The sequence below is a fragment of the Streptomyces sp. NPDC093097 genome (genome assembly GCF_044754325.1).
GTDB lineage: Bacteria > Actinomycetota > Actinomycetes > Streptomycetales > Streptomycetaceae > Streptomyces.
This window is the reverse complement of record NZ_JBIVOW010000005.1, coordinates 279,100-293,489: the sequence shown is the minus strand read 5'-3', so window position 1 is coordinate 293,489 and position 14,390 is coordinate 279,100. Positions and strand designations below refer to the sequence as shown.

The window sequence follows — 14,390 nt, the reverse complement described above, 5'->3', positions numbered from 1 at the left end:
CACATCACGCCGGGCGGCGCCCCTCCCGAAGGAGACCGAACCGTGCCTCGTGCCGTATACGTCCTGGCACTCGGCATCTTCGCCATGGTGACCAGCGAATTCGCGGTCGCCGGGCTGATGCCGCAGATGGCTGACGGGCTGAACGCGACCATCCCGCAGATCGGCTACCTCATCACCGCCTTCGCGGTCGCCATGGCGGCCGGCGGACCGTTCCTGACCGTGGCACTGATGAAGTTCCCGCCGCGCACGGCCCTGTCGGTGCTGTTCGCCGTCTTCCTGGCGGGCAATGTGCTGGCCGCCACCGCGACCGGCTACGGCCTGATGATGGCCGCACGGATCATCACCGGCATCGCCTCCCAGGCATTCTTCGGCGTGAGCCTCTCGCTGTGCGCCCAACTCGCCCGCCCCGAGGTCCGCGGCCGCGCCGTCGCCGTCGCGCTGAACGGCCTGATGCTCGGCACCCTCCTCGGCCTGCCCCTCTCCACGCTCGTCGGCGAACGCCTCGGCTGGCGCGCGGCGTTCTGGACCGTCACCCTGATCACCGTGATCGCCGCACTGGCCACCCTGTTCGGCGTCCCGCGCATCGAGCGGGCCGAGGGCGTCGGCAGCTTCCGGGAGGAGGCCGGGGTCTTCAAGAAGCCCAAGCTGTGGCTGGTGCTGCCCACCAGCACGCTCATCATCGGCGCCACCTTCTCCGCCTTCAGCTACCTCAATCCCATCCTCACCGAGGTCACCGGCTTCTCCACCGGCAGCGTCCCCGTCCTGCTCATCGCCTACGGCGCCGCAACGGTCATCGGCAACAACATCGTGGGCCGCCTCGCCGACCGGCACAGCGTCCAGGTGCTCGCCGTCGGCCTCGTCCTCAACCTCGTCTTCCTCACCGGCTTCGCCGTCCTCGCCGACCTGCCCGCCCCGGCCGTCGTCTGCATGCTGGGCATCGGCCTGGTCGGCGTCACCATGAACCCGGCGATGGCGATCAGGGTCCAACGCGCCGGCAACGCGGGCCCGCTGGTCAACACCGTCCACACCTCGTTCATCACCCTCGGTGTCATCCTCGGCTCGTCCCTCGGCGCCGTCGCGATCGACACCTGGGGCCTGCGCGGCCCGCTGTGGCTCGGCGCGGTCATGGCCCTGGCCGGCTTGGCCACCGTCCTGCCCGACCTCCTCCGCCGCCCCGTCCCCGTGACGGTCCCTGCCCCCGTCCGGCCTGCCCCCGTCCGGCCTGCGCCGCAGGCGGCACCGGTCGACTGCTGACGCCCTGCTGAGACCGGACGCGGCGCGACCGACGGTGCCGCCTGACAACCGCGGGGCGAGGCAGCCGACTTGGCGCGGCGCCGCCCCGAGCGCGGTCGCGCCGCACCAGGATCGGCCCACTGTTCCCGCATCCTCCCCACCCCAGGTGACGTGGTGTTTTACAGTGGCTCAGTTCCGACGACTGGACCTGCGAGGTACTTGCGAACATGCCGACTTCCACGTTTGAGTTTCAGGTAGAGGCCCGTCAGCTGTTGCAGCTGATGATCCACTCGGTCTACTCGAACAAAGACGTCTTCCTGCGGGAGCTCGTCTCCAACGCCTCCGACGCGCTGGACAAGCTGCGCCTGGAGAAGCTGCGGGACGACGCGCTCGACGCCGATGTGTCCGAGCTGCACATCGAGATCGACGCCGACCAGGACGCCCGTACCCTGACCGTGCGGGACAACGGCATCGGGATGTCGTACGACGAGGTCGGGCAGCTCATCGGCACGATCGCCAACTCGGGCACCGCGAAGTTCCTCCAGGAGATGAAGGAGGCCCAGGACGCGGCCGGCGCGGAGGGGCTCATCGGCCAGTTCGGCGTCGGGTTCTACTCCGGCTTCATGGTGGCCGACGAGGTCACCGTGGTGACCCGGCGCGCCGGCGAGAGCCAGGGCACCCGCTGGGCCTCGCGCGGCGAGGGCACCTACACGCTGGAGACGGTCGACGACGCGCCCCAGGGCACGTCCGTCACGCTCCACCTCAAGCCCGCCGACCCGGAGAACCAACTCCACGACTACACCTCCCCGTGGAAGATCAAGGAGATCATCAAGCGGTACTCGGACTTCATCACCTGGCCCATCCGGATGGTGTCCGAGCCGCCTGCCGCAGCCGACGACAGCGACCAGGCACCCGAGCCCGAGACGCTCAACTCGATGAAGGCGCTGTGGGCGCGCTCCCGCGAGGAGGTGTCCGACGAGGAGTACCACGAGCTGTACAAGCACATCGGCCATGACTGGCGCGATCCGCTGGAGACCATCCGGCTCCAGGCGGAGGGCACCTTCGAGTACCAGGCGCTGCTGTTCCTCCCCGCCCACGCCCCCCACGACCTGTTCACACGGGACTTCCAGCGCGGTGTGCAGCTGTACGTCAAGCGCGTGTTCATCATGGACGACTGCGAGGCGCTGCTGCCGCCGTACCTGCGCTTCGTCAAGGGCGTCGTCGACGCGGCGGACCTCTCCCTCAACGTGTCCCGCGAGATCCTCCAGCAGGACCGCCAGATCGAGCGGATGCGGCGCCGCCTGACGAAGAAGGTCCTGTCCACGGTCAAGGAACTGATGACCAAGGACCAGGACCGCTACGCCACGTTCTGGCGGGAGTTCGGCACGGCCCTGAAGGAGGGACTGGTCACCGACTCCGAGAACCGCGAGACGATCCTCACCGTCGCGTCGTTCGCCAGCACCCACCACGACACCGAACCGACCACGCTCCAGCAGTACGTGGAACGGATGCGGGACGGACAGGACGACATCTACTACCTGACCGGCGAGTCCCGCCAGGCCATCGAGAACTCCCCGCACATGGAGGCGTTCCGGGACCGGGGCATCGAGGTGCTGCTGCTCACCGACCCCGTCGACGAGGTGTGGGTCGACGCCGTCGGCGAGTTCGACGGCAAGAAGCTGCGGTCCGTGGCCAAGGGCGAGATCGACCTCGACGCCAAGGACGAGGACACCTCCGACGACGAGCGGGAGAAGCAGACCGAGCAGTACGCCGAGCTGCTCGGCTGGATGAAGGAGCAACTGGACGGGGACATCAAGGAGGTGCGCCTGTCCTCCCGGCTCACCGTCTCCCCGGCCTGCATCGTCTCCGACGCACAGGACCTGACGGCGACCCTGGAGAACATGTACCGCGCGATGGGCCAGGAAGTTCCCCACGCCAAGCGCATCCTGGAGCTCAACCCCGAGCACCAGCTGGTCAAGGGCCTCAACCAGGCGTACAAGGAGCGCGAGGACCGCACGGAGCTCGCGGAGTCCGCCGAGCTCCTCCACAGCCTGGCGGTGCTCGCCGAGGGCGGCCAGCCCAAGGACCCGGCGCGGTTCGTCAAGCTGATGACGGACCGCCTGGAGCGCACCCTGTAAGCGGCTTCGCCGGGCGTCGGCGGCCTGTCCCTGGGACGGCGGCGCCGGTGGCGCCTTCGGGTTCGGTCTCTGACGTCGGTCTCCAAGACCTGGTGGTGTCTTGGAGGCCGACGTTGCTGTGTGGAGCGGGTGCTGTGGTGGGGGAGCCGGATGTGAAGTCCGCCGCGTGCCCCTCGGCTGCCTGGAAGCTGGGAGCGTCGTTCAGTCGCGCCACCTCGGCGAAGAGGCCGGTACCGGAAAACCGATTGCCGCTCCCGGGCCGAAACGGCTAGCTTCGCCGGGCCGTTGACCAGCCCGGCCGACGGCGCACCCCCGACGCCGTCACCTGCCGGGCCCACCGGCGATCACAGTGGGCGCAGACACCGCCCACCTCCTGCCCACCTGGAGGTGCCTTGTCCGTCCGCATGACCGCGCTGATCGACCCTGATGCCGGACCGTCCAGTCACCGCCTGGCATGGCTGGCATCCGGCGTCGACGGCGCCCCCGTCGAGTCGGCGTTCCTGCGCCTCTTCACCCGGCCCGGGCAGGACCACCTCGCCGAGTTGGAACTGCACGTCCATCCGGGGGAGCGGCGCAGGCACACCGGCTCCCTGCTCCTGCAGGCGGCGGTGGCCGCCGCGCGTGACGACGGCCGACGGTCTCTCATCACCCAGGCCCAGGCCCTTTGCGCCCGCCGGTGCGCGGTCACTACCGTCGCATCAGCGCGACAGACGCGTGATCTCGGGATGGGGAGGTTGATGAAGATGGCTGCCGTCGGCCCTCGTCAGCATGCCCTCATCCGGCCCGCGCGATAGCAGAGCGTGGCCCGGGTCGTTCCAACGACCAGGAGAGACACGTGTCTTCCGCTTCTTCCCCCGCCCACGCCGATGTGCTCACAGGCCGCCTCGTCCTTCGGACCTGGACACCGGGCGAGGCCGGCGCGGTCCGCGACGGCGCCCGGTCCAGGCACTGGGCGGACGACTTTCCCGCCGAAGGCGATCGTGTGGTCGCGGGCCTTCTCGACCAGCACCCCGCCTGGCTCGGCGCATACGGCCACCGACTGATCATCGAGCGCGAGAGCGCCTTGGTGGTGGGCTCGATCGGGCTGTTCTGGCCGCCCGACGAGGGCGTTCTAGGCAATCCCTCCGGGGCCCCGTCCCCGTGGCCACCGAGTACGGCGCCCGGGGCGCCGGCACATCCCGGGCCGCGGCCTGCTCTCCTCCTGTCCGGCCCTGCCGGGAGCCTGAACTCGCAGGGCGCACACACGAACCTCACTCAGAAAAGGATCTTCATCGATCATGCGTAGTACGTGGATCACCCGCGCTGAGACCAGCGCCGACATCCCCACCATCCGCGCGATCAACCTCGCCGCCTTTCCCACCGCGGAGGAGGCCGACCTCGTCGACGCCCTGCGCGCCGACCCGAGCGCCTGGCTGGACGGCCTGTCCCTCGTCGTGGCAGACCGGAACGGCAACCTCGTCGGTCACGCACTGCTGACCCGCTGCCACATCGGCGACATCCCGGCCCTGTGCCTGGGACCGGTCGCCGTCCGGCCCGAGCAGCAGAACCGCGGCGTCGGCTCGGCTGCCGTGCCGGCCGCCCTGACGGCCGCCAAGGCGGCGGGCGAGCGCTACGTCGTCGTCCTGGGGCATCCGACCTACTACCCCCGGTTCGGCTTCACGCGCGCCTCCGCCCATGGCATCGGCCTGACCATCGACGTCCCGGACGAGGCCCTGATGGCCCTCGCTCTCGACGCCGACCACCCGCTGCCCGGCGGCACCGTCCGCTACGCCGCACCGTTCGGCATCTGACCGTCCCCGCTGCGCGGGGGAAACCCCGCGCAGCGCTCCGCGTCACGCGCCTTCCGAACCGCCGCCTGGCGCCCGCACGTTGTCGCGAACAACCTCGGCACCGTCATCGCTGCCAGTCGGCGGCGTCGCCGTCGGGGGCCAGGCGCATCCAGGAGTGGAGGTACGCACGGTCCGTCCTGCCGGGTGGCAGGGCGGGTGCGAGGGCGCGCAGAACGCGGGCCGGGGCGTCCCCGGTGTAGTGCTCCAGCCGGGGTGTCGCCTTGAGCAGCAGGCGCCCGCCGGGGAGTTCGGTGACGGCGTGGAAGGCGCCGGAGGCGCGCAGGGCCTCGGGGCCGCCGACCCGGGCCGCCACCTCCGCCGAGCACAGGGTGCCCCACGCGTAGCCGCGCAGCGTGCGGTCGCTGTGCGGGACGGTGTCCTCGGGGGAGAGGTTCAGCATGCGTTCCAGGGCGGTGCCGAACGCCGGGTCCGCGTCGTCGGTGAGGTGCCCGTAGCCGGCGTTCAGCCGGACCGCCCAGTCACCGAGGAGGCCCAGCCACCGCTGCTGGACCTCCTCGGAGCCCGGCCAGGGCAGCAGCGCGGCCGGGGCCGAGGCGGCGAAGCGGGTCCATCCGGGGTGCTCGGGCGACCGGCGGAACTCGACGGACACGGCGTGCTCGTGGTCCACCGGGTGTCCGCGGGCGTCCAGCAGATGCATCAGGAGCAGGCACCTGTACGGCGCGGACGGCGTCGGGAGCGTCGACAGGAGCCGCTTCCAGGTCCGCCGCGAGTAGCGCGAGGGCCTCAACCCCGGTCCGTGCGGGGCGCGTTGCACCAGGAGTTGCGCGCACACCCCGTGCGGCCGGCCCCAGGACGCGTCCGGGTCGTTCTCGTCCGGTCCCTGCGCCGCGGGCTCGTCGGCGAGGCCGGCCTCGTACGCGGGGAACAGCTCCGCCCTGGCCTCGGTGAGCCAGGCGGCGGCCGACCGGGCGAAGCCCTCCGTCCGGTCGGTCCGGCAGTTCAGCTCCAGGGTCAGCTCACCGGTCATGCGCCCATTGCACCATCCCGCACCCGTCCGGTCAGAACACCGCCGCCAGGCCGCCGAGTACCGCGCCCCCGATGGCGTCCCCGATGCCGAGGGTCAGCGCGCCGATGACGACCGCGCCCACCACGACCCCTGCCCCGATGGCGACATCGCCCCAGTCCACGCCGGGCGCGTGCGGTGCCGGAGGGGGCTGTTGCGGTTGCGGTTTGGGCTTCGCCTCGGGGACGGGCTGCCGGACCGGCTGCGGCAGCGGCTCCGGTACGGGTGGCTTCCGCCGGGGGCGCTTGGGCCGTTTCTTGACGTAGACGATCGCGCCGTCGGTGTTGAAGTCCGGGGAGTAGACGTAGTGGAAGTCCCGGCCGTCCCTGGAGACATACGGCACCTGGCGCGTCCGCTCCATGGGATCCCCGGGCGCCGCGGACTGGCCGTACACCTTCCGGTACCAGGCCACGTAGTGGAGCACTTCGTCCTTGGCGAGCTGGTAGCCCTTGGCGACGCCCGAAAGGCCCGACTTCACCTCCCATATCAGGGCCCTGTTGTCGGTGTGGCGGTAGATGATGTCGACGTTGCCGTGGGTGCCCCTGTTCCCCGGCTTCACGGCCCCGGGGATCCTGAACTCGGGGTTGGACTGGACGCGGTTGCCCGCGCTGGGCCCGAACCGGCGCCTCATCTGGGTGGCGAGCTGGTTCCGGGCCGTGTCCCTGGCCAGGTTGTGCAGCGTCGTCTTGTCCCCGGTGGCGCCGGACGCGGCCCGGACCACGGCGGCCTGCACCGTGCCGCGTGCCTGGGTACGCGGTGAGGCGGCGGGCAGGGACGCGGGGACGCCCACCGCGGCGGTGGCGACCAGCAGTCCCAGCGGATCGGTGTGGTTCAGCGGGTCGTTGGCCGCGTAGGTGTAGGGGTGGTCCGCGTTGTCCGGGCCCATGTCCTGGACGGTGATCGGGTCGCGTGTGCCGAAGCGGCCCAGGCGGGTGTCGTACCACCGCGCCCTCAGATAGATCTCCGAACCGGTCGTCAGCTCGCCCCGGTAGCCGAAGCGCGGGAGCTCGGGGTCGGGGAGGTGGTGGCGGTGATCGCCGTGCCCGTGGTCGTGGTCGTCCTGGTGACGGTAGCGGTGCCGGTGGTCCTCGGGGGCGCCGAAGCTTGTGTACCGCTCCGCCTGTGCCCAGGCCCGGGTGCCGTGCGTGCGGATCGTCGACCCGGCGGAGTCCCGGTGGAAGGTCTCCGAGTCCTCCCTCCGGTTGGCGAACACCCGCCCGTAGCCGTAGGTGAAGTCCGCGTCGTAGCGGTCGGCGGGGCCGCCCCGTTCGGTGTCCGCGAGCGCCGGGTCGGCGCGCTGGGTGAGGATCTGCGGGATCCGGTCCCAACTCCACCGGTAGCGCACGGACGTGGTCCGCTCGGTCTCGTGCCGTTCGTCGACGTTGGCGAGGACGAGGAGGGTGAGCAGGCCGTCGCCGTTGTAGGTCGCCTCGGTCCGCTGGGCCGGCCGTACCCCGGTCCGCCGCACCTTCACCGCGCGTCCGAAACCGTCATAGGAGAGCGACCGCCGTTCGTCACCGGTGCGTTCCTCGGTGAGCCGGCCCGCGGAGTCGTAGGTGTAGTGGGTCCGCTGCCCGTGGGCCTCGGAGCGGATCAGCTGGTCGGCGTCGTCGTAGCGGTAGTGCGTGAGGTGTTCGCCGTGCCGGCGCAGCATGCGGTTGCCCACCGCGTCGTAGCGGAAGAAGAGGCGGTCGTGGTGGAGTTCGTGCCAGAAGCCGTTCTCCTCGCGCGGCAGGTGCGCCCACTCCGGCGGTGCGCCGTGGTCCCCGTGCTCCTCGTGGTGCCCGTCCTCGTCCTGATGCCCCCGCGGCGGCGCCCACGGCCAGTCGCGCCGGTGCCAGTGCCGCTGTCCGACCAGCTGCCCCAGGCGGTCGTAGCGGTAGGTGTGGAAGTGGTCGTCGTCGCGCCGGCTGAGGAGCCGGTCGTCCGGGTCGTAGGTGAACTCGCTGCGGTTGACCGGCCGTCCGTCGCGCACCGTCTCGAAGCGGGTGAGCTGCCCTTGGTCGTAGTGGTAGCGCCGGGCGTACCGTTCGGGGAACTGCTCGGTGAGCAGCCGTCCGTCGGGGTCGAGCGCATACGAGACGTGCCCGGCGCGCTCGTCGTGCAGTCCCACGAGCCTGCCGTTGAGGTTGTAGCGGTAGCGCACGTCCCGGCCGTCCGGATGGACGAGCCGCGTGCGCCGCCCGGTCCTGTCGTACTCGGCGGTGAAGACGGCTCCGTCGGGTCCGGTGACGCTCACGGTGTGCCCGGCCCGGTCGTAGACGTAGCGCGTGGTGCCGCTGCCGTCGGTCATGCTGGTGCAGCGTCCCAGCCTGTCGTGGGTGTAGGTGACTTTCGTGCCGTCGTCGGCCCGGTGTTCCACGCAGCGTTTCGCCGCGTCGTAGCGGAAGTGCTGGGCCTGGCCGTCCGGTTCGGTGACCTGGAGGAGGCTGCCGGCCTTGTCGTAGGCGCGGCGGGTGGTGCGGCCGAGCGGGTCGGTCTCGGTGATCAGCCGGCCGGCCTTGTCGTAGGTGTAGCGCGTGACGTTGCCGTTGGCGTCGGTGACGGAGATCAGCCGGCCGGCGCGGTCGTAGCCGTACTGGGTCTCGTCGCCCTCGCCGTTGACCACCGAGGTGAGGTTGCCGGTCGCGTCGTGGCGGAAGCAGGTGGTGATGCCGCTCGGCAGGGTCTCCGAGGTCTCCTCGCCGCGTTTGTCGTAGGTGTGCCGGGTCACCCAGCCGCGCGGGTCGACGGTGGCGACCTGATTGCCCGCCGCGTCGTACTCGGCACGGGTCGTCAGCCCGGCCGGAGTGGTCACCGCTGTGCGGCGGCCGAGGGCGTCGTAGGCATAGCGGGTGATCCCGCCCTCCGGGTCGACGACCTCGCGGACCAGGCCCCGCCCGTCGTGGCGCACGGTCAGCCGGTGGCCGTCCGGGTCGGTCGCGGCGGCCAGGCGGCCCGCGGCCGTCCACTCGTTGCTGCTCTCCGCGCCGTTGGGATCGGTGACCCTGACGGGCATCCCGGCCTTGTCGTAGGCGATGCGCCAGATGCCGCCCGGGGCGTCGGTGACCTGGGTGAGGCGACCGGCGGGGTCGTAGACGTTGCGGGTCTGTGCGCCGACGGCGTCGGTGACGGTGACGGGCAGGCCGCGCGCGTCGTACTCGACCCTGCTGGTGGCTCCGACAGGGTCCTTCTGCTCGGTGAGGTTGCCGTCGGCGTCGTAGCCGAACTCCGTGACCCCGCCTTCGGGATCGGTGATTTTGGTGATCCGGTCGAACGCGTCGTGCTCGTAGTGGGTCTCGGCGCCTTCGGGGTCGGTGATCCGGGTGAGGTTGGCGTCCTCGTCGTAGGCGTAGGCGGTGGTGTGGCCGGGGGCGTCGGTGACCGAGGCGCGGTTGCCCGCGTCGTCGTAGGTGTAGGTGGTGGTTCCGCCCGCGCCGTCGGTCTGCTCCAGGAGTTGTCCGCCCGGTGAATAGCGGTAGGCGGTACGGGTGTTGAGGGGGTCGTGGTGCTCGGTGATCCGTCCGTCGGCGTCGTGGGACCAGCGGGAGGTGTTTCCGTCGGGCGTGGTCAGTGCCGTCTGGTTGCCGCGCTCGTCGTAGGCGATGCGGGCGACCTGTCCGCCGGGGTCGGTGACGGTGATGAGGTTGCCGTGGCGGTCGTGCTCGTAGTGGGTGGTGAGGTGGTCGGGGTCGGTCTCGGAGGTGATGAGGCCGTTCTCCACGGTGCGTTCGGTGCGGGCGCCGCCGGGTTCGGTGACCGTGGTGGGGATGTGGCTGCCGCCGGTGTAGGTGTAGCGGGTGGGGTCGTCGGCGCCGGGTTCGGTTTCGGTCGTGACCCGGTCGTCGCCGTCGTAGCGGTAGCTGGTGACGGCGCCGGCGAAGTCGTGGGTCAGCAGGTTGTCGCGGGCGTCCCAGGTCTGGGTGAGCTCGCCGCCGGAGGGGGTGGTCGCGTGGATGAGGCGGCCGCGCTCGTCGTAGCCGAAGGCGGAGGTGTGTCCGGCCGGGTCCGTGACGGAGACCAGCCGGCCGTCGGTGTTCGCCCGGAAGACGGAGCGGGCGCCGGAGGGGCGGCGGGTGACGGTGGTGGTTCCCGTCGGATCGTCGTAGCCGAATTCGACGGTGCCTCCGGAGGCCGGCCGCTGACGGACCACCCGCCCCTGAGGGTCGTAGGTGTGGGTGAGGGTGGCGACGCCGTCGGCGTCGGTGACCTTCGCCAGCAGTCCCTCGGGCGTGTACGCGAGGCGGGTCACGCCACCGCCCGGAGCGGTCACGGTCGTGAGGACACCGCCGTCGCCGTGCGCGTAGGTGATCGTGCGGCCGTCGTCCGAGGTGACGGAGGCGAGGTACCCCTCCGCGTTGTAGGAGAGGGCGAGATGCCGGCCCAAGGAGTGCGAAACGCGCAGCAGCCTGCCCTCGTCGTCGTAGGCGAGGCCGACGCGGCGGTCTTCACGAGTGAGCTGCGCCAACCGCCCCGACGCGGTGTAGTGCCACCGCTCACCGGAGTTGTACCGCAGGGTGCGGCTGCCGTCCTCGGCCTGGATCAGATCGGCGGCGAGGTCCTGCGGGCGGATGAACCGGCCGCGTTCGTCCCGTGTGAAGACCAGCGTCCGGCCGTCGTCGTCGTGGAAGGCCACGGCGCCCTCCGGCCGGTCGGTCAGACGTGAGCTGAACGCGGCGGTCCAGCCGTGCCCGAGTGGACTCCCCACGGGGCCACGTGAGTTGTACGTCCGCCGCCAGTCCAGCAGGCCGAGCAGGGCCCCGGGAAACGCGAGGTCGACCGTCTCCTGGGTGTGGTTCCCGATGGCGGTGCTGACGCCCGATCCGGCGAATCCATAGCCGGGGTGTCTGCCGAGCAACTCGGCCAGGGGGCGGGTGACTTGGGCGGGCTCCGTCGGCTCTTCGGGATTCGGCATGAAGCTACTCCACCGTTGTGGGGCTCGGCTCGGCGGGCAGGCCCGCCCCGCAGCCTGAAGATGCGGTGGGCGCCCCCGTTCTCGTCCTCCTCTGCCCTATCACGGCCCTCTCGGGCCCGCCCAGGGGTGCGTCCAAGCGACCGTTGCGCCGGCGAAAGGTCTCGGCCATCGCCGATCGGTCATACTCGGTCGCGATAGGCGGAAATGGGGGCGTAGTGCATCGCCGCGCTGCTGAAGAGGTCCGTCACCCGCCCTCGGCCGCCTCGCGGGTCTCGTCCGACTACACGCTCAACCGGCTGGTCAGGAGGCCAAGTTGACTGATCGGGACGCTGAGTACTGCAACGGTGTTTGTCGTGACGGTTGGGCAGGCTGGTCGTTGACGTGAGTATGGGTGGGGACCTCGCTGATATCAGGGTGTGGGCCGGACGGATCACTCCCACGCTCCGTTGTCGGCTGCGGACATCACCCGGGCCCGCCCCGTCGTCATCCGTACGCACAATTCCGGGTCTGCGGGGAGGCCGGTGAGGTGGGGGAGAACGGAGTGAAGCCGGCCGAGGTCCTCATCATCGCGCGCCGCAGTGAATCGCTCCAGGACCCCCGGCGCGTCCAGTGCGGCCCGCAGCCGCTCGCGCAGCCCGTTCACGTAGGCGGCCTGGGCCTCAGGGCTGGCGTGCAGGGGCAGGTCGGCACGCACCTGCTCGCCCCGAACCAGGGCCCGCCTCGAAATCGGCGGTCTCTCCTGGATCGACCAACACCCTGCCGGCAACCCTCCGGCCAACCCACCTTCCCTCGATCCCTGAAATGACTTTTCCCTGTCGAACATTTAACGTGCATCCGGAGAGTGGACTTCGTTCACTGGTCGGTGAATTTTGGGATCTTTGGTGAAAGTCAATCGCTTTTCGTTCATTCCTGGATCGCGAAGGTGTAGGAAAGTAGTCCCGGAGTGTCTGTCGACGTAGAATCCGCTCTCTGATCTACCCTTGTTTTGGCAGGTCCCTGCGGGGAATTTGAGGTCAATCCACCATTCTCCTCCTGGGTGGGTTCGAGTGATTCGCCATTCGCCGCTGACCTCAGCTGATCCGCCTGTCGCAAGTAGCAGGTCCTGACAGCTGACTCCGGAGATGTCGACTCTGCCGTTAGGGGTAAACTTGCTGAGCCCTCCGCCCGTGCTGCGCCAGGTCCCGATCACTTCCTCATTGCGTACACGCTTGGCGTGGTTGTCGTCTTCGGTATCTGAGCACCCCGAGAGCGATGCCGCCAGGAAGACGCCGAGAAGAGTCGTGCGTACTGTTTTAGCGGATTTCAATTGACTCGCTCCAGGAGATGTTAAGTGGTGTCCTCTGTTGGCCGGATGGGAAGATTTCCCGCGCAAGGTCAAATGCCGCCTTCAGGGCGCCGTTTGGCTTTCCGGAGGCGTATCCGTCGCTCGTCGGATCGCGCATTCCTGACTCGCGGCGCAGGTTATCGGACACGGCAAATCGCACTCGGGCGCTACTGGCTCCAGGACTGAAGGCTTCCACCTTCGCCTGCAACGCGTACGAGCCAAGGACAGTAGACGACTGATTGTAATTACGCCCGTTACTCATCCGATGTTCGAACTCACGTTCACCTGATATCGCTATGGCGTCTTCCAGGATTTGAGCGAACTTGTCCGCCTGTCCAAGGTCCGACATTCTCCGGTCGTACGGTTTTGAGTCACCGATAGTCATATTCTTGAGATCCTTGGTCCCCAGTAGCCATCTCCCATAGTCCAGCCATCGTTGCCACGGCCGCGCCGTCGGCGTCGACGAGTCGGTAGGGCTCGTACCGGTCGCCGGTCGCCGGTCTCCGCCAGCCGACCCCACCGAGGAACGGTCAACCTCGGCAGATCCCGCTCGGGCACACGATCGTTCATCACGACCGCAGAACGTACTGGGCGACAAACTCACCTGTGCCCTGAACTGCACAATCAACCTGTTTCGTTCAGTCAACGGGGCGTCAGATGATCGCTCCTGCGACCTGACCCGGCCCAACGGGCACGGCTTGCCGAGATCCGCGACAACTTGATCGCCCGAATCGCCGAAGCCGAAACGGAAGGCTGGCTCGGCGAGGTCGAAGGTCTCCAGGTCAGCCTGGCTGGCGCCGAGGAGAAGTTCCGCCAGCTTGATCGGGGTCAGGGGCAGCATACGGCTGTGGACCTCGGCATCCCCACCACGCGTGGTGATCGATGAACCCGCGAAGGTCGGCTGCCGCATGGCCCTCAACCAAGATCGAGAACGAGTTCAAAGGAGCGTGTATCAAACGCCCTTCAGAACACGATCAAGTGCCGCCCGGCCTACAGGTCCCCAGTTCGGCTTGCCGCCCGGAAGGCCCCGATCTCCGTTCTGTCCCATGAGCATCAGGAAGAGGCACTTCAGAGCAGCCAGCCCGCGGGCGCGCCGGATCGCTGCCTTGTCTGCATGCGCGTATGTGTCGAAGAACCGTGAGGCCGCGCCCGCGGGTAGCAGCACCCATGCGGCGGCGAGGTCCCACGCCGGGTCGCCGGCGAACATGTCGCCGAAGTCGACGATGCCTGAGAGCGTTCCGTCCGAGACGACGACGTTCGCGGGATGGAGGTCGCCGTGCACCCACACCGGCGGGCCCTGCCACGCGTTGGCCGCAACAGCGTCGTCCCAGACGGCCCGGACGTCGGCAGCGACGTCGTCGGGGGCAACGGCCTGGAAGAAGTTCTCGAAGCCGTCCGTGCAGTTCCGGGGATGGGCACCGCGGTCCGTGGCGATCGGCGCCTCGGCGGGCGCCTCCACATGGAGCGCCCGGAGGAAACCCGCCAGTGTGTCGGCCGCGTGGGCGCCGCGGCTGATCGAGCCGTGGTCCAGCGGCTCGCCGGGAACCCACGTCATAACGGTCCAGTGCTTGGGGAAGCGCTCGGACGGTTCGCCGAATCGCACTGGGGTCGGCACCGGGAGCGGCAGGCGCGGGGCCAGGACGGGTAGCCACCGCCGCTCCTTGAGCTGGAGTTCAGGGGTGGGGTCCATGCGCTGCATCCGCACGGCCAACTCGTCCCCGAGGCGCCACATTTGGTTGCCCCAGCCGCCCGCCACCTCGCGGATGGCCAGCCCCGCAAGGTCTGGATGTTGCTCCTGCAGCAGGTCACGGACCAGGTCTGCGGTGATCTCGATCTCGGTGTCGGTCATGTGAAGTCACAGTACTGAGGCGGCAGGCGGAGCGGCTCTCGCTCTCCGGAACGTCTCGCTGTGATTCCTCTGGCATCACCAATTCGGTTCCGGCCTTGG

10 protein-coding genes and 1 pseudogene are annotated in these 14,390 nt (G+C 69.6%); 6 read left to right on the top strand and 5 right to left on the bottom strand.

All coding sequences use genetic code 11. The features are described from left to right. The first annotated feature begins 42 nt into the window (after positions 1-42). The 5 genes and pseudogenes from ACIQE0_RS11435 to ACIQE0_RS11415 all read left to right on the top strand — a co-directional run bounded on the left by ACIQE0_RS11435 (position 43) and on the right by ACIQE0_RS11415 (position 5,161). Positions 43-1,254, top strand: coding sequence for an MFS transporter (locus ACIQE0_RS11435; RefSeq protein ID WP_402330834.1), 1,212 nt, complete (start codon positions 43-45; stop codon positions 1,252-1,254). A gap of 206 nt (positions 1,255-1,460) precedes the next feature. Further along, the gene (gene htpG, locus ACIQE0_RS11430) at positions 1,461-3,371 is read left to right on the top strand and encodes a molecular chaperone HtpG (RefSeq protein WP_402330832.1); all 1,911 of its coding nucleotides are present in this window, start codon (positions 1,461-1,463) and stop codon (positions 3,369-3,371) included. 392 nt (positions 3,372-3,763) lie between these two features. Then, positions 3,764-4,165, top strand: a complete 402-nt coding sequence (locus tag ACIQE0_RS11425; RefSeq protein WP_402330830.1) for a GNAT family N-acetyltransferase — start codon at positions 3,764-3,766, stop codon at positions 4,163-4,165. A 41-nt stretch (positions 4,166-4,206) separates the two neighbouring features. Then, positions 4,207-4,485: pseudogene (locus tag ACIQE0_RS11420) on the top strand (GNAT family N-acetyltransferase); the annotation flags it as partial. 163 nt (positions 4,486-4,648) lie between these two features. Continuing rightward, the gene (locus ACIQE0_RS11415; RefSeq protein ID WP_402330827.1) at positions 4,649-5,161 is read left to right on the top strand and encodes a GNAT family N-acetyltransferase; all 513 of its coding nucleotides are present in this window, start codon (positions 4,649-4,651) and stop codon (positions 5,159-5,161) included. Positions 5,162-5,264: 103 nt separating this feature from the next. On the opposite strand, the gene ACIQE0_RS11410 is transcribed toward ACIQE0_RS11415, so the two are convergent. The 4 genes from ACIQE0_RS11410 to ACIQE0_RS11395 all read right to left on the bottom strand — a co-directional run bounded on the left by ACIQE0_RS11410 (position 5,265) and on the right by ACIQE0_RS11395 (position 12,827). Continuing rightward, the gene (locus tag ACIQE0_RS11410; RefSeq protein ID WP_402330825.1) at positions 5,265-6,188 is read right to left on the bottom strand and encodes a hypothetical protein; all 924 of its coding nucleotides are present in this window, start codon (positions 6,186-6,188) and stop codon (positions 5,265-5,267) included. Positions 6,189-6,219: 31 nt separating this feature from the next. Continuing rightward, positions 6,220-11,118: a DUF6531 domain-containing protein gene (locus ACIQE0_RS11405; protein ID WP_402330824.1), complete on the bottom strand. Its 4,899-nt coding sequence runs from the start codon at positions 11,116-11,118 to the stop codon at positions 6,220-6,222. Positions 11,119-11,548: 430 nt separating this feature from the next. After that, a complete protein-coding gene (locus tag ACIQE0_RS11400) occupies positions 11,549-11,812 on the bottom strand; it encodes a hypothetical protein (protein WP_366335558.1) in 264 nt (87 codons plus the stop codon). Positions 11,813-12,410: 598 nt separating this feature from the next. Next, positions 12,411-12,827, bottom strand: coding sequence for a hypothetical protein (locus ACIQE0_RS11395; RefSeq protein WP_402330822.1), 417 nt, complete (start codon positions 12,825-12,827; stop codon positions 12,411-12,413). 333 nt (positions 12,828-13,160) lie between these two features. Between ACIQE0_RS11395 and ACIQE0_RS11390 the strand changes: the two genes are divergently transcribed. Further along, a complete protein-coding gene (locus ACIQE0_RS11390) occupies positions 13,161-13,328 on the top strand; it encodes a hypothetical protein (protein ID WP_366335562.1) in 168 nt (55 codons plus the stop codon). A gap of 66 nt (positions 13,329-13,394) precedes the next feature. On the opposite strand, the gene ACIQE0_RS11385 is transcribed toward ACIQE0_RS11390, so the two are convergent. Then, positions 13,395-14,291, bottom strand: coding sequence for an aminoglycoside phosphotransferase family protein (locus tag ACIQE0_RS11385; protein ID WP_402330820.1), 897 nt, complete (start codon positions 14,289-14,291; stop codon positions 13,395-13,397). Between the last annotated feature and the right edge of the window lie 99 nt (positions 14,292-14,390).